Source organism: Microbacterium oxydans, assembly GCF_900095745.1.
Classification (GTDB): domain Bacteria; phylum Actinomycetota; class Actinomycetes; order Actinomycetales; family Microbacteriaceae; genus Microbacterium; species Microbacterium oxydans_B.
Genome location: NZ_FMIR01000019.1, coordinates 646,932 through 671,748 on the forward strand (window position 1 = coordinate 646,932; position 24,817 = coordinate 671,748).

At 69.4% G+C, this 24,817-nt stretch carries 16 protein-coding genes; 5 read left to right on the plus strand and 11 right to left on the minus strand.

The features are described from left to right. The first annotated feature begins 7 nt into the window (after nt 1-7). The 3 genes from BQ2383_RS18670 to BQ2383_RS18680 are packed head-to-tail and all read left to right on the plus strand — an operon-like array spanning nt 8 to nt 5,789. The gene (locus BQ2383_RS18670) at nt 8-790 is read left to right on the plus strand and encodes a hypothetical protein (protein WP_091037386.1); all 783 of its coding nucleotides are present in this window, start codon (nt 8-10) and stop codon (nt 788-790) included. After that, entirely contained in the window at nt 787-2,325 is a 1,539-nt protein-coding gene (locus BQ2383_RS18675; RefSeq protein ID WP_091037692.1) for a DNA polymerase Y family protein, read from the plus strand. The genes BQ2383_RS18670 and BQ2383_RS18675 overlap by 4 nt, the downstream gene beginning before the upstream one ends. Beyond that, a complete protein-coding gene (locus BQ2383_RS18680; RefSeq protein WP_091037391.1) occupies nt 2,325-5,789 on the plus strand; it encodes an error-prone DNA polymerase in 3,465 nt (1,154 codons plus the stop codon). Before BQ2383_RS18675 ends, BQ2383_RS18680 begins: the two co-directional genes overlap by 1 nt. A 16-nt stretch (nt 5,790-5,805) precedes the next feature. Here the strand turns inward: BQ2383_RS18680 and BQ2383_RS18685 are convergent, their stop codons facing one another. The 3 genes from BQ2383_RS18685 to BQ2383_RS18695 all read right to left on the minus strand — a co-directional run bounded on the left by BQ2383_RS18685 (nt 5,806) and on the right by BQ2383_RS18695 (nt 7,469). Then, nucleotides 5,806-6,189 (minus strand): hypothetical protein, encoded by a 384-nt coding sequence (locus BQ2383_RS18685; protein WP_091037394.1) that lies wholly within the window; start codon nt 6,187-6,189, stop codon nt 5,806-5,808. A gap of 297 nt (nt 6,190-6,486) precedes the next feature. Continuing rightward, nucleotides 6,487-6,861, minus strand: a complete 375-nt coding sequence (locus tag BQ2383_RS18690; protein WP_091037397.1) for a DUF2255 family protein — start codon at nt 6,859-6,861, stop codon at nt 6,487-6,489. 23 nt (nt 6,862-6,884) lie between these two features. Continuing rightward, nucleotides 6,885-7,469 (minus strand): NADPH-dependent FMN reductase, encoded by a 585-nt coding sequence (locus tag BQ2383_RS18695; RefSeq protein WP_091037401.1) that lies wholly within the window; start codon nt 7,467-7,469, stop codon nt 6,885-6,887. Nucleotides 7,470-7,631: 162 nt separating this feature from the next. Here BQ2383_RS18695 and helR point away from each other — a divergent pair, with 162 nt between their 5' ends. Further along, entirely contained in the window at nt 7,632-9,764 is a 2,133-nt protein-coding gene (gene helR, locus BQ2383_RS18700) for an RNA polymerase recycling motor ATPase HelR (RefSeq protein ID WP_091037404.1), read from the plus strand. 18 nt (nt 9,765-9,782) lie between these two features. Here helR and BQ2383_RS18705 read toward each other — a convergent pair whose 3' ends face one another. Beyond that, nucleotides 9,783-10,451 (minus strand): FadR/GntR family transcriptional regulator, encoded by a 669-nt coding sequence (locus tag BQ2383_RS18705; protein ID WP_091037407.1) that lies wholly within the window; start codon nt 10,449-10,451, stop codon nt 9,783-9,785. 184 nt (nt 10,452-10,635) lie between these two features. Between BQ2383_RS18705 and BQ2383_RS18710 the strand changes: the two genes are divergently transcribed. Beyond that, nucleotides 10,636-12,429, plus strand: a complete 1,794-nt coding sequence (locus BQ2383_RS18710; RefSeq protein ID WP_091037411.1) for a 2-isopropylmalate synthase — start codon at nt 10,636-10,638, stop codon at nt 12,427-12,429. Between the two features lie 60 nt (nt 12,430-12,489). Here BQ2383_RS18710 and BQ2383_RS18715 read toward each other — a convergent pair whose 3' ends face one another. From BQ2383_RS18715 to BQ2383_RS18745, 7 genes are all read right to left on the minus strand, one after another. Continuing rightward, complete coding sequence (locus BQ2383_RS18715; RefSeq protein ID WP_244176052.1) at nt 12,490-13,590, minus strand: ATP-binding protein; 1,101 nt, start codon at nt 13,588-13,590, stop codon at nt 12,490-12,492. Between the two features lie 128 nt (nt 13,591-13,718). Then, nucleotides 13,719-16,049 carry a discoidin domain-containing protein gene (locus tag BQ2383_RS18720; protein ID WP_091037414.1) on the minus strand — a complete coding sequence of 777 codons (2,331 nt, stop codon included), beginning with the start codon at nt 16,047-16,049 and terminating at the stop codon, nt 13,719-13,721. Beyond that, nucleotides 16,046-17,554 carry a glycosyl hydrolase family 28-related protein gene (locus BQ2383_RS18725; protein ID WP_140403386.1) on the minus strand — a complete coding sequence of 503 codons (1,509 nt, stop codon included), beginning with the start codon at nt 17,552-17,554 and terminating at the stop codon, nt 16,046-16,048. The genes BQ2383_RS18720 and BQ2383_RS18725 overlap by 4 nt, the downstream gene beginning before the upstream one ends. Before the next feature lie 73 nt (nt 17,555-17,627). Further along, entirely contained in the window at nt 17,628-18,758 is a 1,131-nt protein-coding gene (locus tag BQ2383_RS18730) for a GDSL-type esterase/lipase family protein (protein ID WP_244176064.1), read from the minus strand. Then, nucleotides 18,751-21,393 (minus strand): family 78 glycoside hydrolase catalytic domain, encoded by a 2,643-nt coding sequence (locus BQ2383_RS18735; RefSeq protein WP_091037420.1) that lies wholly within the window; start codon nt 21,391-21,393, stop codon nt 18,751-18,753. Before BQ2383_RS18735 ends, BQ2383_RS18730 begins: the two co-directional genes overlap by 8 nt. Further along, a complete protein-coding gene (locus BQ2383_RS18740; protein WP_091037423.1) occupies nt 21,390-23,993 on the minus strand; it encodes an alpha-L-rhamnosidase in 2,604 nt (867 codons plus the stop codon). The genes BQ2383_RS18735 and BQ2383_RS18740 overlap by 4 nt, the downstream gene beginning before the upstream one ends. Then, the gene (locus BQ2383_RS18745) at nt 23,990-24,790 is read right to left on the minus strand and encodes a class II aldolase/adducin family protein (protein ID WP_091037426.1); all 801 of its coding nucleotides are present in this window, start codon (nt 24,788-24,790) and stop codon (nt 23,990-23,992) included. Before BQ2383_RS18745 ends, BQ2383_RS18740 begins: the two co-directional genes overlap by 4 nt. Nucleotides 24,791-24,817 lie beyond the last annotated feature (27 nt).

Here is a 24,817-nt window from a genome sequence, read left to right on the forward strand (position 1 = left end):
ATGCAGGGTGATCGGTCTCGATGCGCTGGCCTCCCTCTCGCCGGCGAGCGACTCCCGCGCGGGAGAAGTGCTGCGACTGCGCCGCGAGATCAGCCGGATGCAACGGCGGCGCAGCGAGCATACGCTGCTCCCCCTCGACCCCGCCTTCTCCGCACTCCTCCCCGAGGAGGGACTGCAGACCGGCACCTCCTACACCGTCTCCCCCTCGCCGAGCCTGGTGCTCGCACTGCTCAGCGCCGCATCGCAGAAGGGGCACTGGTGCGCCGTCGTCGGCATGCCGACACTCGGCGTCGAAGCGGCGGCCGCATTCGGCATCGATCTCGCCCGTCTGATCCTCGTCCCCGACCCGGGAGAGCGCTGGCTCGCGGCGACCTCCGCGCTGGCCGAGGTCGTGCCCCTGATCGTCGTGAACCCCGCCACTCAGGCTCGGGATGCCGATGTCTCCCGTCTGAGCGCACGCCTGCGCGATCGCGGATGCACGCTCCTGGTCACCGAGACGCCCGGCACCGGACGATGGCCGCAGAGCGAGGGGACCATACGCCTGCATGACCCGCACTGGCACGGCCTCGGCACCGGCTGGGGGCTGCTCTCCGACTGCACAGTGACCGTGACCGCGCAGACCCGGCACACCTCTCGACCATCGAGCGTGCAGGTGCGGCTGCCGGGAGGACACGGCGCCGTCGAGACCGTCGCGACCGAGCTCACCGCACTGCCCGCACTCTCGCCCGAGATCATCGGCCGGGGCGAGGATGCTCCCCCCGAACTCCTGCGATGGGCGGAAGCCGGATGAACAGTCCGCTCCGCGTGCTCGTGCTGTGGTTCCCCGACTGGCCCCTGCGGGCCGCGCTCGGCAGCCCGCCTCCGCACCCGCCCACCGCCCTGGTGCAGGCGAACACGATCGTCGCCTGCACCGCCTCCGCCAGGGAGCACGGCGTGCGCACCGGTCAGCGCCGCCGCGTCGCACAGGGCCATCTCTCCTCGCTGCGCGTGCTCCCCCACGACCCCGACCGCGACGAGCGCGCCTTCCTCCCCGTACTGCACCTCATCGAGAGGCAGGCACCCGGGGTCACCCTGCTGCGGCCGGGACTCGCGATCGTCCGTGCCCGGGGCATCTCCCGCTATCACGGCGGAGAGGCGGAAGCGGCCGAGGCGCTCACCGCCGTCCTCGCGGAGGCCGGTTTCCCCGAGGTGCGCATCGGCGTCGCGGACGGCCCGTTCACCGCCGAGATCGCCGCGCGGGGCCCCACCCCCTGCACGGTCGTGCCGCCCGGAGGATCCCGGGAGTTCCTCGCCCCCTACCCCGTGCAGGTGCTGCGCGACGAGCAGATCGCCGGCCTCCTCGTGCGACTCGGGGTGCGCACCCTCGGCGAGTTCACCGCGCTCGCCCCGCTCGACGTGCGCGACCGCTTCGGCGAACACGGCGCGCGCCTGCACGCACTCGCCGCCGGCGCCGACTCCCGTGCGCTGACGCCGCGTCCGCCCGACCCCGAGCTCGTTCGGGACATCGAGTTCGACTCACCGTTGGCCGGAGCGGACCAGGTCGCCTTCGCGGTGCGGCAGACGGCGGATGCGGTCATGCTCGCGCTCGGCGACGCCGCGGTCGTGTGCACGGAGGTGCGGATCGATCTGACCGACGACAACGGCGTGGTCTTCTCCCGGTCCTGGCTGCATCCGACCTGCTTCGATGCCTCCGACCTCGTCGACCGGGTGCGCTGGCAGCTGGAGGCCCTGGCCGCGCAGTCGGCGAAGCAGCCGGTCGATGAGGCACGGGCGTTCGGCGGCATCATGGCGGTGCGCATCGTCCCCGCCGCCGTGGACGACGCCGCCCATCACCAGCCGGGGCTCTTCGGATCCGGCACCGATGAGCGCCTGCACCATGCGGTCTCCCGCGTGCAGACCATGCTGGGACATCAGGGTGTCGTCACCGCCGCGGTCTCCGGCGGCCGCTGGCTCGCCGATCGGCAGGTGCTCACGCCCTGGGGCGAGCGTACGGTCCCCCCGCGCGACCCGGAATCGCCCTGGCCGGGGAGCCTGCCCGATCCGCTCCCGGCAGAGGTGTTCCGCCCGCCGCGTCCGATCGGAGTGCTGTCCGCGGACGAGACCACGATCACCATCGACGAGCGCGGGGCGCTCTCGAGCGATCCCGCCCGCATCGACGGGGCGGCCGTGCAGGCGTGGGCCGGCCCCTGGCCCATCCACGAGCGCCGCTGGGCGTCCGGCGGCGGCAAGCGCGGGCACCGACTGCAGATCGTCGACGACCGCGACCGCGCCTGGCTGGTCTTCCACACCGGCGAGCGCTGGTGGGCCGAGGGGAGGTATCGCTGATGGGCTGGCACAACCCGCCCCTCTCCTGGAAAGACCTGGAGCGCACCCTCAGCGGCGAGGAGTCGCCCCCGACCCCTCCCGGCGCCGAGCCGCGCGGCCAGCGGACGGACCCAGGACCGGTGAGCCGACGCCGCAAGCGCACTCCGCCCACCGCCAGCGCTCGCCCCGAGGATGCGGTCCCCTATGCCGAGCTGCACGCCCATTCCTCGTACTCGTTCCTCGACGGCGCCTCCTCCCCCGAGGATCTCCTCGCCGAGGCCGACCGCCTCGGTCTGACCGCCCTCGCCCTCACCGACCACGACGGCTTCTACGGCGCGGCCCGCTTCGCCGAGGTCGCCGACCTCATGGAGAGTCCGCTGCAGACCGTGTTCGGAGCCGAGTTGTCTCTCGACCTGCCCGCACCGCAACGAGGCTCCGCCGATCCCGCCGGGGAGCATCTGCTGGTCCTCGCTCGCGGGATGGAGGGCTACCACCGGCTCTCGGGCGCGATCTCCGCCGCACAGCTGCGCGGTGGAGAGAAAGGGCGTCCCGTCTATGACCTCGACGATCTCGCCGCGCGCGCGGGCGGGCACTGGACGATCCTGACCGGATGCCGCAAGGGTGCGGTGCGCCGTGGGCTCGAGGCCGGAGACGCGGCCACTCCGCTGCGCTCCCTCGCCGACCTGTTCGGAGCCGACAACGTCGCCGTCGAGCTCTTCGACCACGGGGATCCGCTGGACACCCGCCGCAACGACGCCCTCGCCGGTCACGCCCGTCGGATGCGGCTGCCGGTGGTCGCGACCAACAACGTGCACTACGCCACCCCCGCACAGGCGCCGCTCGCCGAGGCGGTGGCCGCGGTCCGCGCGGTGCGCAGCATGGATGAGCTCGACGGCTGGCTGCCCGCGCACGGCGGCGCGCATCTGCGCAGCGGAGCCGAGATGTCGGCCCGCTTCCGGCGCTACCCCGGCGCGATCTCGTACGGGCTCGAGCTGGCCGCGGCATCCGCCTTCCCGCTGCGTCTCGCACGACCGGCACTCCCCCAACAGCAGGTACCGGAGGGGCACACGCCGATGAGCTGGCTGCGTCACCTGGTCTGGGAGGCCGTGCCGTCGAAGTACCCCCGACTGGACGACGCCGGCCACCGCCGCATCGAACGCGAGCTGGACGTGATCGAGGAGAAGGACTTCCCCGGATACTTCCTGATCGTGCACGGCATCGTCGCGGAGGCGCGCAGACGCGGCATCCTCTGCCAGGGCCGGGGGTCGGCCGCGGCGAGCGCGGTCTGCTACCTGCTGGGGATCACCGCGGTCGATCCGATCCTCTACCGCCTTCCCTTCGAGCGCTTCCTCGCGACCACGCGGACGGAGGAGCCGGACATCGACGTGGACTTCGACTCCGACCGCCGTGAGGAGATCATCCAGTGGGTGTACCGGGAGTACGGGAGGGAGCGGGCCGCCCAGGTGGCGAACGTCATCCAGTACCGTCCGAAGAACGCGGTGCGCGACATGGCGAGAGCGCTCGGCCATTCCCCCGGGCAGCAGGACGCCTGGTCACGCCAGGTGGACGGCTGGGGTGTGGGGCTCGAACCCGTCGAGGGTCATGACATCCCGGAGAACGTGCTCGCCTACGCGGGTGAGCTGCTGAAGGCACCCCGCCACCTCGGCATCCACTCCGGCGGGATGGTGCTCACCGCACGCCCGGTCGGCGAGGTCGTGCCGGTGGAGCATGCCCGCATGGAGAACCGCACCGTCATCCAGTGGGACAAGGACGACTCCGCCTTCATGGGCCTGGTGAAGTTCGACCTGCTGGGCCTCGGGATGCTCGCCGCCCTCCAGCACTGTTTCGACCTGATCCGCGAGAACACCGGCGAGGAGTGGACGCTGGAGAGCATTGCCAAAGAGGAGGCGGGGGTGTACGACATGCTCTGCCGCGCGGATTCGATCGGCGTCTTCCAGGTGGAGTCCCGCGCGCAGATCGGTCTGCTCCCCCGGCTGCAGCCGCGCTGCTTCTACGACCTCGCCATCCAGATCGCGCTCATCCGTCCCGGTCCCATCCAGGGTGGGGCCGTGCACCCCTTCGTGCGGCGCAAGATCGCGAAGGATCGTGTCGACGAGGAGAACCGGGAGCGCCTGGCCCGGGGCGAGGAGCCGGTGGACTTCACGATCCCCTACCCGCACAGCGACCTGGAGGACATCCTCAAACGCACGCTGGGCATCCCGATCTTCCAGGAGCAGCTCATCCAGATGGCGACGGCCATCGGCGACTGCACGGCCGACGAGGCCGACCTGCTCCGCCGGGCGATGGGGTCGAAGCGCGGCCTGGAGAAGATCGAGAAGGTCAGGGACAAGCTGTACGCCGGCATGGCCAGGCGCGGCCTCGTCGACGAAGCGGCCGATCGCATCTACGCCCAGATCCAGGCGTTCTCGAACTTCGGCTTCGCGGAGTCGCACTCGCTGTCATTCGCCCTGCTCGTCTATGCCAGCTCCTGGCTGAAGCTGCACTACCCCGCCGCGTTCCTCGCCGGCCTGCTGCGTTCGCAGCCGATGGGCTTCTACTCGGCGTCGACCCTCACCGCGGATGCCCGACGGCACGGGGTCGAGGTCCGTCGTCCTGACCTGCACGTCTCCGGGGCAATGGAGATGCTGGAGCCTCTCGACGAGGGCGCGTCGCACGGGCCGACGGGGCGGGACGACTGCCTCGACGATCCGCAACCGACCCCGCTCCGGTTCGACAGGCGGGCCCCGGACGAGTCCGCGTCACATCGGAGGGACGGCCGATCAGCGGTGCGACTGGGGCTCAGCGGCATCCGCGGGATCGGTGTGCCGATGGCGGAGAAAATCGTCGCCGAACGCGAGGCACACGGGCGCTACCGCGATCTGCACGATCTGGTGCGCCGGACGGATGCCACCGCCACGCAGTTGGAGGCGCTCGCCACCGCCGGCGCTTTCGACTGCCTGGGGCTGGAGCGCCGAGAGGCCATCTGGCTCGCCGGCGCCGCGGCGGACGACCGCTCCCGCTTCCTTCCGGGGACCACCGTCGCCGTGCAGCCGCCCCTGTTCGCGGATCAGACCAGCTACGAGCGGCTCTCGGCGGACCTCTGGGCGACCGGGGTGTCGACCGACGACCATCCGATGGCGCACTTCCGGGAGGCACTGCGCACCCGCGGGGTGCTCACCGCCGCCGATCTGCAGGGCCACGAGGTCGGTCGCCGTATCGAGGTCGCCGGTCTCGTGACCCATCGCCAGCGACCGGCGACGGCATCCGGGATCACCTTCGTGAACCTCGAGGACGAGAGCGGCCTGGTGAACATCGTCTGCTCGGCCGGGGTCTGGAACCGTTACCGCCGTGTCGCCAGGGAATCACCGGCGCTCATCATCCGCGGCATCTTGGAGCGGTCGGCCGAGGGCGTGGTCAACGTGCTCGCCGACGGTTTCGAGGATCTGCGCACCGGCGTCACGCATCGGTCTCGGGACTTCCGTTGAGGGCGACCGCCCCGCATCACCAGAAGCGCTCGGGCTCCTCCACCGGGGGACGATCCGCGCCACCCCATCGGTCGGCTTCGGCCTTCGCCGCATCGGCGGCCGCGTCGGCGCCGCGCAGCGCGATCTTGGCTCCGGTCGCTCCGGGGCCGATGGGATCGACCAGCAGCGTGGTGCGCGCCCCGATCCCGCCGATGGTCACCGTGCACTCCAGCACCCGGCCGATCCATCGCGAGAAGTCACCGCCCGGCTCCTCCGTGCGGCGGTAGCGGATGCCCGTGTCGAGGTCGACGAGAGCGAGGACGACGGGTTCATCGGTGAGCGGATCGACCTGCTCCGTCACCTCGACCCGGTGGCCGTGGGTGATGGCGACCTGAGCGGGGAGCACGAGCATTCTGTCCATGAGTCCACCCTAGGCATCGCCGCCGGGAAGACAACAGGCGACCGGAATCGCAACATTCGTAAATTTCTTTGTCCCCCAAATGGCGGACAAGCCGATTAAGCGGTACTCTGCTCAGGTAGCGGGGGCTACAGGCTGAGATCTGGGGAGATCAGCCGAGAGCGCAGCGAGAACTTCGCCGCCTCCCCAACCGTCCGGGAAGGACGGTCAGCCCTCTCGGCGGTACCGTCTGGGGCGGATCGTTCGGGAGGGCATACCCCCGCCGAACCGCCGGCCAGTCGACGCGCTCAGTCAACCAACTCAGTCGAGCGGGATCACCTCGAGGGTGTTCGAGCGCACCGGCTCCTGTCCCATCTCGGGGGCGTACGGGCTCGGCGTGTACTTGGCGAGGTACTCGGCATCGATCGCCGTGTTCGTCGCCTCATCGGTGACGCGCTCGAAGCGGACGTCCTTCGTGACGCCACCGGCCGACACGCGGCCGCGCAGACTGGCGAGTGCCGGGGCATACCACTTGCCCTCGAGCCCCGTGTAGGAGCGCACGAACAGGCGCCCGTCCACGGCGACCGCCCAGATTCCCACGGTCTTCGGCATCGTCCCATCGTCGAGCTGCGCCGAGAGATCGAACATCTCCGGCGCCGCGATCGTCGCCAACTCGTCGGCATTCCACATCGTCATCCCCCTGTCGTCAGACGCCACGACTAGCCCTGATCCCCGACGTGACCCGGTGCCGTGAGCGACAGCACCCGCTCGACGAAGGCGGCGTACTCGTTCATGTAGTGCTGGAGGAACTCGCGCGTGCGGGCATCCTTCACCTCGCCATCCGGACCGAAGGCCTCGGGATCGAACGTGATGTACGCCTCCGGGGCGTTCAGCTGCGGGGCGTTGAGGAAGCTCAGGACGCTGCGCATCGACGACTGCATGACGGCCGTGCCGATGGCACCCGTGGATGCTCCGATGATGCCGGTGGGCTTGCGGGCGAAGGAGTTGTGGCCCCAGGGGCGGGAGCCCCAGTCGATCGCGTTCTTCAGCGCACCGGGGATGGAGCGGTTGTACTCGGGCGACACCAGCAGCAGCCCCTCGGAACCCTCGATGGCGCGCTTGAACTCCGTCACCGCGGCGACCGGATCGAGCTCGTCGTCGCGGTTGTAGAGCGGCAGGTCCCGGATCGGGATCTCGACGAGCTCCAGGCTGGGCGGCGCGAGCCCCACGAGCGCTTTCGCGAGGATCCGGTTGATCGAGTCCTGCGCGAGACTTCCGACGAGATAGCCGATGCGATGCGTCATGTGTGCTCCGCAGGGAGGGCAGTCGGTCGAGTGCGTCAGCGTGATCCCCGCGTCCTTCCATTTCCAGGATATCTCCGAGAAGGGGGCTTGCCGCAAGACCCCACCCATGCGGCAGAATCGACCCTCGCTCGTGCGATCCGGCCCTCGCGCGTGAGGAGACCCATGTCTTTCGACCCCTTCCACCTGCCTGCGAATCTGGGCGCGAAAGCGACCACCGCCCTTCTCGACGCCGACCGCGATCACCTCGGACGGATCGCCGACACCCTGGAGGAGCAGCGCAGCGAAGTCACCAGACGCCTCGCCGAGGTACGACGCCAGCGTGCGGGATTCGGCGACAGCGCCGTGAACCGCGACCTGGAGATCCGACGCCTGAGCGGAAGGCTCCGGATCCTGCAGCGGTTCGGCATCGACATCTGCCTGGGCAGGATGACGCCGGCAGAAGGCGAACCGATCTACATCGGTCGCACGGGTCTGGCTGCGGCCGACGGCACCCGTCTGCTCGTCGACTGGCGGACCCCGGCGGCCGAACCGTACTTCGCCGCGACCATGGAGGATCCGCGCGGCATCGTCTCGCGCCGGCGATACCGCTGGACGGACGGACGCATCAGTGACTACTGGGACGAGGCGCTCACGCCCGCCGGGTTCGACGGCGCAGCGTCTCTCGACGATCAGTCCGCATTCATCGCCAGCCTCGGCACGCATCGCACATCACGGATGCGCGACGTGCTCGCGACGATCCAGGCCGACCAGGATGCGATCATCCGCACTCCCTCGCCCGGTGCGCTCGTCGTGGACGGCGGTCCCGGGACAGGGAAGACCGTCGTCGCTCTGCACCGGGCCGCGCAGCTGCTGTACGCGGAACCGCGCCTGACCCAGAGCGCCGGAGGCATGCTGCTCGTCGGGCCGAACGCGCACTATCTCGCATACGTGGAAGATGTGCTGCCGAGTCTCGGCGAGGACACGGTGCGACTGTGCACGCTGCGGGACCTCGTCCCGGAGGGGACGACCGCCGTCGACGAGACGGATGCGCGCGTGGCCTCACTGAAGGCCTCCCTCTCCCCCGACCTGATGCTCGATGCCGCGGCGCGGTCGTTCGAGCGACCGCCGCAGCATGCCATGCGCCTGGAGTCCCCCTGGGCCGACCTCTGGCTGAGCCGCCAGGAGTGGGTCGAGGTGTTCGCCGCCGCTGACCCCGCAGCGTCGCACAACGAAGCGCGCGACGAGGTGTGGGAGGAGATCCTGGAACTCCTGGTCGATCAGGTCGACGACGACGAGGTGCCGCCGCACGTGATCCGGCGCTGGCTGCGTCAGGACGACGACCTCACCGGGACGTTCGTGCGCGCCTGGCCGCTGCTGTCCCCGACCTCCGTGGTGGGGCGGATGTGGAACTCGCCCGCTCTGCTCCGGCAGTGCGCCCCGGCCCTGTCCGCGGACGACATCGCGCTGCTGCACCGGGAGGAGACGGCGCCGTGGACCACGGCGGACCTCCCGTTCCTCGACGCGGCGCGGCGCCGCATCGGCGACCCGGAGGCGGTGCGCGAGGAGCACCGCCGTCAGGCCGTGATCGCCTCGGCGCAGGAGCAGATCTCCCACGTCGTCGACCACCTGATCGAAGACGACGACAGCGAGATGAAGGTGATGTCGATCCTGCGCGGGCAGGACGCACGGAACGTGCTGCTCGGCGTCGACGCCCCGCCGGCACTCACACCCGACGAGCTGGCCGGCCCCTTCGGACACATCGTCGTCGACGAAGCCCAGGAGCTGACGGATGCCGAATGGCGGATGCTCGTCGCACGCTGCCCCTCGCGCAGCTTCACGGTCGTCGGCGATCGCGCGCAGGCACGGCACGGCTTCACCGAGACCTGGGAGGAGAGGCTCATGCGCATCGGTCTGCGCGATGTGCGGATCACCCACCTCGGCGTGAACTACCGGACACCGGCGGAGGTGATGGAGACGGCGGCACCCCTGGTGCTCGCGGCGATCCCGGACGCGAACGTGCCGACGTCGGTCCGCGAGAGCGGGGTCCCGGTCCGGTTCGGCGAGGCCGCATCGCTGCCGGCGGTGCTGGATGCCTGGCTCGACGCGCATCCCGGCGGCGTGGCGTGCGTCATCGGCGACCCCGGCTTCGCAACGACGGAAAGGGTGCGGTCGCTGACCCCCGAGGGTGCCAAGGGGCTCGAGTTCGACCTGGTCGCCCTCGTGCGGCCGGAGCAGTTCGGTGACGACGTGACCGGCGCCGTCGACCGCTACGTCGCCATGACCAGGACCACTCGAGAGCTGGTCATCCTGCGGTGAGCGGCCGGACCGACGCCGTCAGGCCAGCGCGTCACGCAGCGCGAGGAGGTGGGCGCGGCTGAGGTCGGCCGCGCCTTTCGCGTCGCGGTCGGCGATCGCCTGGGCGAGCACGGCGTGCGCCTCGTGGTCCTCATCGCCGCCGTACACGCGGCGGATGCGGAGCATCTCGATCATGGCCTCCCGCAATCGCGGGGTGAAGCTGTCGAACAGATCGAGCAGGACCGGGTTGTGTGCTGCGGCGACGATCGACCGGTGGAAGACCGTGTCGGCGTCGACGTGGCTCTCGATATCCGAGCGGTGCGCAGCACGATCGGCCAGAGCGCGCCGGACGGCGCGCAGATCGGCGGGGGTCCGTCGTGACGCGGCGAGCGCCGCCGCCTCGGTCTCGATGGCGATCCGCGCCTCGATCACCGCGACGACTCCCGCTCTGCGCAGAACCGAGTCCCAGTCCTCCGGCGCATCGAGAGCGGTGACGAAGACCCCCGCTCCCTGCCGCGACGCCAGCACTCCGCGGCCGGCGAGCTGACGGATCGCCTCACGGACGGTGGAGCGTCCCACCCCGAGCTGCGGTGCGAGCGTCGTCTCTCCGGGCAGCTTCTCCCCCAGCGTCCACTCTCCCGCGCGGATCCGTTCCAGAAGCAGCTCGGCGGCCTGATCCGCCAGCGGTGCGCGCTTCACCTGTGCCATCGGCCATCCGATCTCTCGCGTCGACGCCTCGTCTACTTGTCTGAGGAGTTCTGCTACAGTCTAGCCATGTTCATGTCAGAGCACCTTCTTCTTCGCCGCCACGGCGGGGCATAGCCGGACCGGCTCCCCGTCGTGGAGTCGAACATGCGCCGGTCGCCTCTCTGACGAAGGAAGCAGCACCGCCATGACCACGACCCCCTCCTCCCGCATCTCCACGCCCGCCGGCCCGGTACCCGCACACGCACCGTCCTGGAACCGGCAACGGCACTCGCAGATGCCGTCGCACCGGTACCGCGATGTGTTCTCGCGAGTGGAAGTTCCCGTGATCGAGCGCGACTGGCCCACGCACCGTCTGACTGCTGCTCCCCTGTGGGTGCCGGTCGATCTGCGCGACGGCAACCAGGCGCTCGCCGAGCCGATGGACCCCGAGCGGAAACGGCGCTTCTTCGATCTGATGGTCTCGATGGGCTACAAGGAGATCGAGGTCGGGTACCCCTCGGCGTCGCAGACGGATCACGACTTCGTCCGCCTCATCGCCGAGAGCGACATCGCGCCGGACGACGTGACCATCGTCGTCTTCACCCCGGCTCGCCGTGACCTCATCGAGCGCACGGTCGCCTCGATCCGCGGCATCCGCAATCCGGTCGTGATCCACATGTACACCGCGACGGCTCCGGCCTGGCGCGACATGGTCCTCGGCTACGGCGAAGCCGATCTGAAGCAGCTCATCCTCGCAGGCGGTCGCGACGTGCGCGAGTTCGCCGGCGATCTGCCGAACGTGCGGTTCGAGTTCTCGCCCGAGGTGTTCAACCTCACCGAGCCCGACTACGTCCTGGACATCTGCGACGCCATGACCGACCTGTGGGATGCGACGCCCGAGCGGTCCGTGATCCTGAACCTGCCGGCGACGGTCGAGGTGGCGACGCCCAACGTGTACGCCGACCAGATCGAGTACATGCACAAGAACCTGGCTCGCCGTGACGCGGTGATCCTCTCGGTGCACCCGCACAATGATCGCGGCACCGGCATCGCCTGCGCAGAGCTGGCCGTGCTCGCCGGAGCGCAGCGGGTCGAAGGCTGCATCTTCGGAAACGGTGAGCGCACGGGCAACGTCGACATCGCGACCCTCGCGCTGAACCTGCACGCGCAGGGCATCGACCCGATGATCGACTTCTCGGACATCGACGAGATCCGCCGCACGGTCGAGTACTGCAACCGGATCGAGGTGCACGCCCGGCATCCGTACGTGGGTGACCTCGTGCACACGGCGTTCAGCGGAACCCATCAGGACGCGATCAAGAAGGGCTTCGCCGAGCACCGCGCCCGTGCGGCGGCGAACGGGCGCCCGGAGCACGAGGTCGAGTGGCGGGTTCCCTACCTGCCGATCGATCCCGCCGACATCGGACGCGACTACGACGCGGTGATCCGTGTGAACTCGCAATCCGGCAAGGGCGGCATCGCCTACCTGTTGGAGACCGAGTACGGCGTCGAGCTGCCCCGGCGCCTGCAGATCGACTTCGCCCGCCACGTGCAGCGCCACGCGGATGCGACGGGAGCCGAGATCACGGCCGCCGAGCTGTGGGACGTGTTCGGGGCCACCTACATCCGGCAGGCCTCCACGGCCGTCGACCTCGTCTCCTACGACATCGCCGAGAACGGCGGGCGCACCCACACCGGCATCACGCTGCGCATCGACGGACGCGAGCACGTCACGGACCACACCGAGGTCGGCCCCGTCGAGGCGCTCACCGCCGCACTCGACGCCCACGGCATCCGCGTCGATGTGGTCAGCCTGCATCAGACGAGCGTCGGCTCCGGCAATGACAGCGACGCGCTGACCCTGGTGGAGCACCGCGACTCGGAGGGAAGCCGCTGGACGGCCGGGCGAGGCCGCTCCGTGCTGGCGGCCACCATGTCGGCCGTGATCGCCGCCGCGAACAGCCTCCGCTCCCCCATGCTGGTGGGTGGCGTCGGCTGACGAACGACGACGTGAGGGCCTGCGCCGCACGGGGGGATTCCGCGCCGGCGGTGATTCCGGTCAGGCGTCCGCTCGCAGCGGGACCTTCACGTCGCCGCCGGCCTCTTCGGTGAGCCGCTCGCCCATCTGCACGAACGTGGGCTCGGCGATGAAACCCCCGGCGAACAGTGCCTGCCCCTGCACGAACTGCGCGGAGCGCCGGATGGCCTCCTCCGAGGCGAAGCCGAACACGTCGGCGAGTTCGGCGAGGTCTCGGGGTGCATTGACCCGCATCAGCGCGAGGTTGTCGCACTGCGAGAGGACGTTGGGGTGGATCTTCGTCGGCCGCTGGGTGGAGAGCAGCAACCAGAGCCCGAACTTGCGCCCCTCGGCGGCGATCTGCACCAGCTGCTCCGTGAGGGCTCGCTCGACCGCCGTCTCCGGATTCGGCGAGCAGAGGTTGTGCGCCTCGTCGATCACGATGAGTATCGGCCGCCGCTCCTCGCGCCGGGACCACAGGTGCTCGAGCACGGCGAGCGCGGCGACCTTGGGCTCCGGCCGGTGCTCGAAGCCGCCGAGGTCGAGGACCGTCGCGCGCGGGCGCTGGTCGATCGTGTCCACCACCGATACGGCACCGCGCGACCACAGCTCCCAGTCCAGGACCTGCAGGTTCTCCATCCGGTTCGCGAGTCCCACCCGGGCCGGGTCGTTCGAGGCGCGCAGATCGGGGAGCATGTCGCGCGCATCGAAGCTCTCGGCCTCCTGTTCGACATGGATCAGGGCGTTGTACTCCTCGGCGTCGGCGATGGGATCCATCCGCAGCACGGCCGCCTTCGATGAGGGCACCAGATCGACGAAGCGCACGTGCAGCCGATCGCCGTCGCCCGCACCCGCGCCCGAACGGAACACCCGGATGTCGGCCTCGGCGATCCGGGACGCATCCGCCTCGTTCGCCGTGGCCCTCGTCTCGCGCAACCGGGTGAAGTCGCCGTTCGGGTCGAGGATGAGCATCGGCAGCTCGGTCTCCAGCAGCAGCTGCTCCAGGAGCACACCGAGCGCATAGGTCTTGCCGCTCCCGCTCTGACCGACCCAGAAGGTGTGGCGGTTGAAACGCCGCGCGTCGAGGTCGGCCTTTGCATCGGCATCGCCGAGAACAGTCCCGATCGTGAGGTTCGTCATCATGGCGGTGCGCCCTTTCGTTCACGGTGTCGAGGCGATGATCGACATCATCCTCGATCCTGCGCGTGGGCGCCAGAGTCGGCGGCGGTGGCGCACCGCAGGGCGCATGTCCGAGAGCTCCGTCACGTGCCTCACAGCTCCACGACGCTGACGGTGTCGATCGACCCTCCCTCCACCGCGGTGTCGGCTCGGAATCCGATGTTCCCTCGCACGTGCGCCGCGTGCGTCGTCACATCGACCACCGTGCCGTTGATCCGCGTGGTGAACGTCGAGCCGACCGCATCGACGCGAACGGTGAAGTCACCGCTCGGCACCACGCCGGTGACGGTCTTCAGCAGGGTCCACGCACCGGCGATCTTGACGTGCGGACGCAGCGCCCCGTCTGCACCCAGCTGCCACATGTAGAAGTTGGCGGCATCGCTGCATCGGAAGACGAGCCCGATCCGCGCCCGGTCGACCCTCAGCGTCGCCTCGACCGCGTAGTCCTTCCAGTCGAGCCCGCCGTTGGCGTTGCGGATGTCCTCAGCCGCGGTGACGGTGAGCTTGCCGCCCGACACCGAGCAATTGCGCGCGTTGACCCATTTCCGCAGGTCGCCCGAGAAGTCATCCGAGAACAGCCCGATACTCGGCGACGATGCGACCCGGTGGTAGACCTCGATCTCCGAGAGCTGCAGACGGTAGTGGTTCGCCTCGATAGCGAGCGGCCGCAGCTTCGTGCCCCGCACCCGCACGTAGCGGGCGGGCTGACGTCCGAAACCGTACTCGACGGCGGCCGTGGGCTGGGGCACCGCGACTCTGTTGACCACGCCTGTCCAGCTCGTCCCGTTCTTCGAGACCTCCACGACGAAGTCGAGGGGGAAGCCCTCGCCGGGGGTGTCCATGCGAGGAGTGAGCCGGATCGCGTTCACCACGTGCACACCACCGAGGTCGACCGAGACCCACTCCTCGTGATCCGTCAGGACGTTTCCCTCGCTGGACCAGCACGTCGCCGTGTTTCCGTCGACGACGCCTGCCTTCGAGAAGCTCCACGCTTCGACGGAGGTCGAGGCGGAGACCGGCCGGCCGGCCGCAAGGTTCCAGTCCCGGGAGAATCCCGCCGGAAGGGCGAACAGGCGGGCCTCGCCCGCCAGGAAGCTCGCCGTGACGACACCCGTGCCGGCGTTGTACGCCGCCGGCGTCTCCAGACCGGTCGTCGAGGAGACCTCGTTGACTGCGGCGAGGTTCTTCTCCGTAGCGAACTGCAGAGTCTTCGACCCGGCGTCCAGGGTTCGATCCACGATCAGCACGTACCGACGGCCGCCGTCGCCGACGAAATGCGAGACGATGACGTTCACTGTAGAGGTCACCGGACGCCAGAAGGAGTTCGCAGGGACCGGAAGCGTGCCCGTCGCCATCACCCCGGAGTGGTAGACCGCCTGCGAGGTCGCTGCGGCGGTGACGGTGCCCAGGTTCGTCAGCGATCGACCGATCGCCTGCACGGGGGCGTACAGGTCGGTCTTCGTGCCATTCGGAGCGATGATGGCGTTCGTGAACGGCTCGGAGCGATTCTCGGGCGTCGCCCAGGTGAACCAGTACAGTGCACCGAATCCGTACGCGAGGTACGCATGGGCGTTGTAGCGCATCTCGATCTCGGTGGGCCTGCGCAGTCCGCCGGGGATGCCGACCGACTGGAGGTAGGCACCGGTCGGCAGGTTGTGCCGAAGCGCCGAGTGCCGCACGATCTCGACGTTCTCGAACCAGTCGCTGTGTATCCCACCCGTCGTGGGCCAGGGGTACCGGTCGTAGGCGAGCCGTTTGACGTACGAGGCGCCGACGGCGCCGATCCAGCCCTCGAGATAGTTCTCGTAGTCGGCGTTGTAGACCGTCATCGGAAGGAGGTTGAGCAGCGGCTCATACTGCGGAGCCTCCATGAGGAACCTCCGATACGCAGCGGCGTATGCGGCGAACTCCGTGTGCAGCGGCTCGTCCTTGACGTAGAAGCCGAAGAGCGCGGGATCGCCGCCGTACTCGCTCGCGATGGTGGCGGCGAGCGCCGGATTCGTCTTCAATCCGGCGCTGTTGGTGTCGGCGACGACGACCTTCATCCCCCTGGCTCCGGCCAGGGTGAGCATCTGGTGGTTGAGGGCGGCGGAGTTCAGATCGTTGCCGACGACGTTCTGCAGCACGGTCACATACGCATCACGCAGCCAGTCGTACTGCGTGGCGTTCAGGAGCGCCGCGGGCGGCGGCCAGAAGGCACCGATCTGCAGAGCACGGGATGCGCCCGCCGGCAACCCTGCCGCTCTCACCGTCGTCGAGGCCGCAGTGGCACCCCCGCCTGGCGTGGCCGATGCGGCGGAGGGGAAGCCGATCGCGCCGATGACACCGGCGACGAGGGAGCCCCGAAGCACGGTGCGTCGGTCGATGCCGCGGCCCGGAGTCCTGTCGCCGTCGGCATCCATGACGCCGCGCTCGCCGTTCACCAGGTCACCAGCGCGGGAGCGACGACGTTGTTGGAGCCCTGATTCAAGGTGGGCGTCGTGTTGCTCTTGAACATGTTGGTCGCGGCGATCGCGACCCGGTTCGCGGTCGGCGCCAACCAGATCGCCGTGTCGAAGAAGGCGAGGATGTTGTTGGAGATGAGGATCGAATCCTCCGACGCGCCTCCGGCGATCAGGATGCCGTTCTTCGCCGCGGTCGTGCTCCCCGCGTACTCGATGATGTTGTCGGCGATCATGCTGAGGTGCCCCACCCCGGAGCCGCCGCCGTTGGACACGCTCACGGCGAGGAACGCCACGGACGCACCGCCGGCGGGAAGGCCGTAGATCAGGTTGCCCGTGAAGAGGATGTTCCCGTAGTTGCTCGTCGAGATCGCGCCCTTCGTGCAGTTGAAGTGGGACTGCGAGACCTTGATCCACAGCGACTGGTCGGTCGGGGCCGCATTCGCCGTGACCCCGTAGGCGCAGGCCACCGCCGCGCACTTGTCCAGATGCACGCCCTCGAGACGACGGTCCGCCGTCCCGTCGACGAGGAATGCCGTGTTCATGAAGTACACGTTGATCTCCGAGAGATAGATCTCCACGGGAATCGATCCACCGGACAGCAGCACGCCGACGGTATCGCTCCCGCCCCCGCTGCGACGCCCCTGGATGCGAGAGCCGCGGAACCGCAGGGCACTCGCATCCACCAGATGGAAGGCGACCTTCGGACCCGTGGTGTCGCTGACACCGACGACTTCGACGTTCTCGATGATCGACGTCTGCGCCGTGGCCCCGCTGACGCGTGCGAACCGCGCGGTGACCGCGGTGATCGTCTCTGCGGAATCGCAGAGGACGGCGAAGTCACGCAGGACGAGATGCCCGTTGTCCCACTCCGAGCTGACTCCGAGGTCGAAGTCGAATCGACCCGAGGCGGAGAGACGGAACCGTGTCTGGACCTGGCCGGCCCCCTGGATGAAGAGCCGTCGGGAGGTCCCGACCGCCGGCACCGTCACGGTGCTCGTGATGCGGATGGTGCCGGCGGGCGCCATGAGCACCGCACCGGCGCGTACGGCGGCGTTGACCGCGCTCTGGAATGCCGCGGTGTCGTCGGCGGTGCCATCCGCCTTCACCCCGAACCACCGCGCACTCATCCGGTCGTCGCCGTCCATCTGACGCCGCCACACACCTGTCGTGGACGCCGTCGACGCAAGCCGTGTCCCTCCGTCGGCACTGCTCGCCGCAGCCGCCGCGTCCCAGACGAACACCCCCTCGCCACCGTCTCCGATCGCCGCCCTTCCGAGCACCACCACCGGCTCCATGGGTGCGGTGATCGGAAGCGCCGCGAGCGCCGCGAAAGACCCGATCGATGTCAGAGTGGTCGCTGCATGGGCTGCGGCGCCCCCGGTCCCAAGTGCGAGCGCAGAGGCTGCACCGCCGACGACGACTCCCAGTGCGGCCCGCCGAGCAATACCTGGCGACGTCGCCGTCGCTCGATCATCGTTTCTCATTGCAACTCCTTTGTTGTGAGAGTGAGCGACTCGGTCGAGCCGCTCGACGGCGCAGGGAGAACCAGCGCCGGAGTCAGATCAGGACGTCGAGATCGACGCCATCCGCCATCGCGCGGTACCCCTTCGAGTTCGGATGCGTGCCGTCCGCGTCCAGGTCGGGGCGCAGGCTCCCCGGCTCCTGCGGGTCATCGAGCGCAGGAACGAAATCGATCACGCCGTCGTAGACCGATTGCCGGTGGATCCAGGCATTGGCGCGCTCGCGTTCGCGTTCCATCGGCGCGGCCCAGCCGTAGCCGCCGCCTCGAGGGACGATGGTCGCGATCAGCGCGCGCATCCCGCGGACGTGGATGCGCTCCGCAATCCGTTCCCACTCCGCGATCAGGGCGTCGGCCGTTCCGCCGAGGTAGAGATCGTTCGAACCCGCCGCGATGATCACGGCCCGGATCCCGGACAGACTCAGGGCATCGCGTTCCAACCGGGAGACGACGTTGGGCCCGACCTCGCTGTTGCCGAAGCCGGCCACCGTGTTGCCCCCGATCCCCGCGTTCACGATGCCGAGCCGTCGGGGATCGGCCGCGTCGAGCGCTAGTGTCCGCTCCGACAACAGATCGGTCCAGCGAGTGTCCGTGCCGAAGTCCGCCCCGGCGCCGTCCGTGATCGAGTCACCGATCGCGACGATGGACCCGGCGCCCGAGGTGCGCACATCGATCGCATCCACCCACGCCGACCCCGTCGTCCACGGCCGGAAGGCCGCGCCCGCCGACTCGGCCGTGAGATCACCGACCGCACCCATCGTCGTCCAGGAGAAGCGGTTCCCCCACGGATGGGCGGAGACCTCCGTCGGGGCACTCACGAGGATCGAGATCACGACCTCGCCGCGCGTCGGCACCTCCAGTGCTGCGGGATCGCTCCACACGGCGTCGCCCGGGTGCACGAGCACACCGGCGGCGCCGCGGAAACGCAGCGCGACGGGCTCTCCCGCGATGTCCGGGAGGGTGGATCCGGGGAGTCCGATCGAGACGGCATCGACCCGCAGCGGCGCGTAGGAGTAGGGGTTCGAGATGCGGATGCGGACGGCATCGCCACCCCAGGCCATCCGCATCGTCTGCCGGATCGTCGCGTCGGGGCCGGCGAAAGTGCCTCCGGCTCCGCTGAGAGACGCCGTCCAGCCGGTGACCCATCGCAGCTCACCTCCGTCATGCATCGACACGGGTCCGCACCTCCCCTCGGAACGAGTACTGCCCTGAGCCGAGTACGAATGCCGTTCCCCCCTCCGCCGCGACCACGTCGGAGACCCCGGGCGCGTCCTCCAGCACGACGCCGTGTTCCACGATCGCGATCGCGGGCAGGACGACTTCGGCGGTCACGTTGGCGGGTACCCGGATGTCGCATTCGAACGCATCGGTCGTCAGCCGCCATTGCACGGTGATGAGGCCCCGCACGGATCGGAACTCGGCTGACGCGTTCGTCACCCCTTCACCCGGCTGGGGGGCGATGCGCACCCGCGCGAAACCGGGCGCGGCCGGCGCGATTCCACCCACCACCCGGAACAGCCAGTCGGTCACCGAGCCGAAGGCGTAGTGGTTGAAGGAGTTCATCAGCGGATCCTGGTAGCCGGACTCACTCCACCCGTCCCACCGCTCCCAGATGGTCGTGGCGCCGTGAGCGATCTCGTGACCCCACGACGGATAGTCCTCGTTCAGCATCAGCCGGTAGGCGAGGTCGGAACGCCCGATCGCGCTCAGCGTCGGCAGCAGGTGGGCGATCGACAGGAATCCGGTCGTCAGATGCCCGCGGCTCTCGACGTCGGCGGCCAGTGCTTCGGCGGCGATCGCGCGCTGATCGGGCAGCAGGAGGTCGAAGGCGAGCGCGAGCACGTACGCCGCCTGGCTACCGGCGGGCATCGTGCCGTCGGGCGCGACGAAGGCCGCGCGGAAGGCCGCCGCCGCGCGCACGCTGAGTTCCTCGTACCTGCGGGCATCGTCGTGCCGGTCGAGAACGCGGGCCGATCTGGCCATGAGCTGCACGGCCAGGTTGAAGTACGCCGTCGCTGTGAGGTCTTTCGGCGTTTCGACCGGAGCGAGCCAGTCGCCGTAGTCCGTGTTGCGGTTCGTTCTCCAGACGAGATCGTTCAGGCGATGCTCCACGTAGGAGACCCAGCGGGCGCCCGCATCGTAGGCACGCGCGATGAGGGTCGCGTCGCCGTAGTACTCATAGACCGCCCACGGGATGATCAGGACCGACTCGGCGTAGCCGGACGATCCGTCCCCCGTGTACGTGAGCCGCCCGAGCAGGCCCTTCGCGGGTGCGATGTCGGGAACGGCGCCGGAATCCGGCACGGCATCGAGGATGTCGTCCATCCATTTCGAGAAGAAGTTCTGTACGTCGGCGAGCCAGCATGCGGTCGATGCGAAGACCTGGCCGTCCCCGGTCCAGCCGACCCTCTCATCGCGGGCGGGACAGTCCGTCGGCACGTCCATGAAGTTGCTGCGCATGCTCCAGCGCGTGTTCCGCACGATCGTGTTCACCAGCGCGTTGTCGGTCACGAGTGTTCCCGTGTCATCGGTCGCCGATGACACGGCGACCCCGGTCACCGCATCGAGTTCCGGCGGCGTGGGCAGACCGGTGATCTCGACATAGCGGAAACCGTGCGAGGTGAAAGTCGGGGCGAACTCGTCGTCCGCGCCGCTCAGGATGAAGGTGTCGGCCGCGCGCGCTCCCCGGAGGTTCGCGAGGTACACGCCTCCTGCGTCATCCAGGACCTCCGCATGGCGCAGCCGGACGATCGTCCCCGGGGCGCCCCGCGTCCGAAGACGGACGTGCCCTGCGAAGTTCTGCCCGAAGTCATAGACGAAGCTTCCCGCGGTGCTCTCGTGCCGCGACAACGCGGGCAGCTCGGCGATGGGGCGAGGGGCGTCGATGGGCGAGGGCACGAGCTTCCCCGTGGGCCCGCGGTCGATGTCGACGGTCCTCCACCCGTGCCCTGCGCTCCTCGTCCAGTCGCCGAGATCCCTGCGGGCATCGACGACCTCGCCCTGGATGAGATCCGCGGCCTGGATCGCGCCGAAGGATGCTTCCCAGGACTCATCCGTGACGATGACCTCCGTGTCTCCGCCCTCATAGTCCAGGACGAGCACGGCACGCCAGACGGGCCGCTTGCCCCAGAAATTCCTCCGGTGGAACGGTCCGACCCCACCGGCGTACCAGCCGTCCGCGACGACCGCACCGACGTAGACCGCTTCCTCCTCGTCGAAGAGTCGCGTCAGGTCGTAGGTGTGGAACGCCACGCGCGTGTCGTAGTCCGTCCATCCCGGAGCGAGGGAGCCGGGCGTGATGCGCTCGCCGCCGGCCCAGAGCTCGTAGATCCCGCCGGCTGTGGCGTGCATCCGGGCACGGACCACGCGCCCCCGCGGCGCGATGAGGCGGCGCAGATAGGGGACGGGACGATGATCGTCGTGCTGATGGTCGTCCCGACGCAGGGTGATCCACCGAGCGTCGGTCCACAGACCGCTCTCCGGGGATGTCTCGAAACGCGAATCGCCGGAGGCTGCCTCATCGGACGCGCCGTTGTGCCGCACCTCCACGCTCCATGCGTACGCGCGACCCGGCGCCAGCGCCTGCTCCGGCATCGACGAGTCCTGCGACATCGCGCCCTCGCGCATTCCCGAGTCCCAGACGAGGTCGTCCGACCTGTCGTCGCGGTACACCCGGATCCGGTAGGCGGTCTGCACGATTCCGCGCTCGGGAGAGACGAGCTGCCAGCTGAACACGGGAGCACCCTGAACGGCGAGCGCTTCGGCACGCCCTCCGACCCGCAGCTCCGAGACCTCGACCGTCATCGCACTCCTCCGAACTCGAACTCGTAGTGTCCACTTCCGACGACGACCTGCACGGCCTCGTCGGTGTGCTCCGCGGAGAGCACGCCGTCCTCGCCCTCCCGCACCGTCACAGAGGCGGCGGGGATCTCGATCACGGCTTTCACGTTGGCCGGGATATCGACCGCGAGGCGCAGTTCGTCGCCCTGGCGGCTCCACTCGCAGCCGATCCGACCGGGCGGTGCCTCGAAGGCGAAGCGGGAGCCACGAATCGGTCCGGAGACGTACGGAGCGATCCGCAGCTCGGAGAAACCCGGGGCGAGAGAGGTGACGCCGCCGACGACCCTGTACACGCCGTCGAACCCGGAGCTCAGCGCGAAGTGGTTGAACGAGTTCATGGCGGGATCGATCAGGTGCCCGGCCTCATCCCACGCGGTCCAGTGCTCACCGATCGTCGTCATTCCTCGCACGACCTGGTTCGCGAGTGACGGTGACTCCCGGCGGAGCAGCGTGCTGAGCACGAGATCAGGGCGTCCACTGTCGATGAGCACCGGATAGATCCATCGGATGCCCAGGAAGCCGGTGGTGATGTGACCACGAGCCTCGACGTCTGCCACGAGATCGGCGCGGGCCTGAGCTCGATCCTCCGGACGCAGCAGGTCGAACGCGAGCGCGAGAGCGAGCGCCGTCTGCGTGGCGTCCTTGATGCGCCCGTCGGCGTCCACGAACTCTGCGCGGAATGCCTCCGCCACGGCGTCCGCGAGCGCGGCGTGCGCGTCGGCTTCCTCGGTCAGCCCGATCACGCGCGCGACGTCGGCGGTCACTCGAGCTGCGTACCCCCAGTACGCCGTCGCGGTGAGCGCCTTGTCGGTCGGGACGGTGGCCAGCCAGTCTCCGTAGTCGGTGTTGCGGCGATGCCGCCAGACGTGGTCGGGGTTGACCGTGCCGATGTACCGCAGCCAGCGGGTCATCCCCGCGTAGTGACGCTGCAGCACTCCAGGATCGCCGTAATGCCGGTACAGATCCCACGGCAGGAACACGCCGGCATCGCCGTAGCCCGCCGCACCCTCTTCGGCGAAGTCGACCAGGGCGCCGGGAGCGATGTCGGCGAAAGCACCGTTGGGCTTCTGCGCATCGGCGATGTCGTCGAGCCACTTCGTGAGGAAGGCCTCGACGTCGCCGTTGTACATCGCCACGGGGGCGAACATCTGCGCGTCACCGGCCCATCCCAGGCGCTCGTCGCGGTTGGGGCAATCCGTGGGGACCTCGATGAAGTTGCTCAACATGCCCCATTCCAGGTTGCGCTGAATACGGTCGAGCATCTCGTCGTCGGTACGCAGCTCGAGGGAGATCCCGTCGAGGCTCGACACGGCGACGGCCGTGGCATCCTCGATCGAGAGCTCCTGCAACGCACCGTCCACTTCGACGAATCGGAAGCCGTGGTAGGTGAAGATCGGGTCGAGCAGCTCTTCTCCCCCACCCGCGAGCACGATCTCGTCCGTCGCCGCCGCGCCGCGGAGGTTGTCGAGATAGAGCGCGCCGTCCTCGTCGAGGATCTCCGCGTGACGAAGCCGGACGATGGTGCCGCGCTCCCCGCGCAGTCTCAGTCGCACGCGACCCGCCAGGTTCTGCCCGAAGTCCAGGATCGGCGACCCCGTCGGACTGCGCAGCACCGCGACGGCGGGGACCTCTCGGACGATGCGGGCCACCGGGATGCGCGCGGGGACGAGATCTCCTGCCGGCCCCGCCTCGACCTGCACCGGATCCCACCCGCCGAATGCCGCCGACCAATCTCCCAGGGAGATCCTGTTGTCCTGCCGGTAGCCGTGCAGCAGCTCCGCCATGCGGATCGGACCCGTCGTGCACTCCCAGTCGGAGCCGGTGACCTCGTGCTGCACGGAACCGTCGGCGTACTCGATGATCACCACGGCCCGCAGCAGCGGGTACTCGCCCCAGACCGCTCGCTTGCCGAACGGACCGACATACCCGCTGAACCAGCCTTCGCCGAGCATCGCTCCGAGGACGCTCGTGCCCGGTGAGAGCGCGGCGGTGATGTCGTGGCCGTGGAAGGGCACGCGGACCCGGTAGTCGGTCCACCCCGGCCCGAAATCGCCGGCGGAGATGCGGGTTCCGTTGCACCAGAGGTCGAACAGACCGCCGGCCGTGACATAGGCCCTGGCGCGCACGACACCGTCGCGCACGGTGAAGGCGCCGCGCACGTACGGCGCCGGGTGGTTGTCGTGCGGTGTCATGACCTGACGATGCCTGCCGACCCATCGTGCACGATCCCACAGCAGCGATGACGGACCCGTCTCGAAGGCGCTCTCCGACTCTGCGGCGGTGCCGTCGCTCAGTCGCACGGCGACCCGCCACGTGAACCTCGACCCCGAAGGCAGAGTGCGTCCCTCGTACGGGATCCCGTGGCTCCGGGCGCTCTCCACCCACCCGGAGTCCCAGAGCTCGGCATCCTCACCCCGAGCTGTGGTGACGACGATCCGGTACGCGAGCTGAGTGACCGCGCGACGGGTGGATTCGATGCGCCAGGAGAGTACCGGCCGGGGGTCCGGGATCGCGAGCGGCTCCGCCCGTCCGCAGACCTGCAGATCGATCAGTGCGGCGCTCATGAGGCCGTTCCCTCCTGCAGCTGAGCTGCCTCCGCGGTCGCCGACAGCGCCGCTCGCCTGTCGGCGAAATCGGATCGTGCGAAGTAGTGTCGCGTCGCGTCTTCGCCCAGGCCACGGATCCCCCCGGCCTGCAGGGCCCCCAACCGGACCCTCGCGCTCTTCACCGCCATCGCCGAGATCGCATCCGCTCCCTCGACCGACTGCGAGATCGCGACGATCCCGTGGTTGCCGAGCAGCACCAGCGAGGGGACCTCGCCCCATTCATCGAGGTGCTCGCGCAGACGGCGTGCGAACAGTCGCCCGAGGGGAAGACCGGGTTCGGCGTACGGCACATGAAGCGAGCGCCCCAGGACCATCAGCTCGTCCGAGTAGACCGGCTCCGCGAAGGCGCTCTCCGAACGGACGCTCGCCAGCAGCGCCAGGACCGGCGTCGGATGAGTGTGCGCGACGAACCGCACCGACGACACCATCCGCACGGCGACGTGCACCATCGTCTCGATCGACGCCCGAACCGTCGATCCCCCGCCGTCCTCCTCCAGCGCACGGGTCAGCTGCTCCTGATCGCCGGACGGGTCATCGATGAGATCGGCGAGTGCCGCCAGGTCGACGGCGGCGAATGACGAGTGGTCGGCGTCTCGCATGGACGCCCCCGACGCCTTCACGACGATCTCGTCGCCGACGAGTTCGCTGGTGTTCCCCTCCGCCAGGATCACCAGATCACGCTCGGGAGCGCCGAGACGTCGGGTGAGATCGAGCAGCTCATCGCTGACGAGGTCGGGGGCGTATCTGGTGCTCACGGAGTTCCTTCGGTCGGGTGTACGGCA

Bases quoted from the DNA above. Each gene is read 5' to 3' on its own strand.
- BQ2383_RS18675 (WP_091037692.1), top strand. From the start codon at position 787: ATGAACAGTCCGCTCCGCGTGCTCGTGCTGTGGTTCCCCGACTGGCCC.
- BQ2383_RS18680 (WP_091037391.1), top strand. From the start codon at position 2,325: ATGGGCTGGCACAACCCGCCCCTCTCCTGGAAAGACCTGGAGCGCACC.
- BQ2383_RS18685 (WP_091037394.1), bottom strand. From the start codon at position 6,189: ATGGACAGAATGCTCGTGCTCCCCGCTCAGGTCGCCATCACCCACGGC.
- BQ2383_RS18690 (WP_091037397.1), bottom strand. From the start codon at position 6,861: ATGACGATGTGGAATGCCGACGAGTTGGCGACGATCGCGGCGCCGGAG.
- BQ2383_RS18695 (WP_091037401.1), bottom strand. From the start codon at position 7,469: ATGACGCATCGCATCGGCTATCTCGTCGGAAGTCTCGCGCAGGACTCG.
- helR (WP_091037404.1), top strand. From the start codon at position 7,632: ATGTCTTTCGACCCCTTCCACCTGCCTGCGAATCTGGGCGCGAAAGCG.
- BQ2383_RS18705 (WP_091037407.1), bottom strand. From the start codon at position 10,451: ATGGCACAGGTGAAGCGCGCACCGCTGGCGGATCAGGCCGCCGAGCTG.
- BQ2383_RS18710 (WP_091037411.1), top strand. From the start codon at position 10,636: ATGACCACGACCCCCTCCTCCCGCATCTCCACGCCCGCCGGCCCGGTA.
- BQ2383_RS18715 (WP_244176052.1), bottom strand. From the start codon at position 13,590: ATGATGACGAACCTCACGATCGGGACTGTTCTCGGCGATGCCGATGCA.
- BQ2383_RS18725 (WP_140403386.1), bottom strand. From the start codon at position 17,554: ATGAGAAACGATGATCGAGCGACGGCGACGTCGCCAGGTATTGCTCGG.
- BQ2383_RS18730 (WP_244176064.1), bottom strand. From the start codon at position 18,758: ATGCATGACGGAGGTGAGCTGCGATGGGTCACCGGCTGGACGGCGTCT.
- BQ2383_RS18735 (WP_091037420.1), bottom strand. From the start codon at position 21,393: ATGACGGTCGAGGTCTCGGAGCTGCGGGTCGGAGGGCGTGCCGAAGCG.
- BQ2383_RS18740 (WP_091037423.1), bottom strand. From the start codon at position 23,993: ATGAGCGCCGCACTGATCGATCTGCAGGTCTGCGGACGGGCGGAGCCG.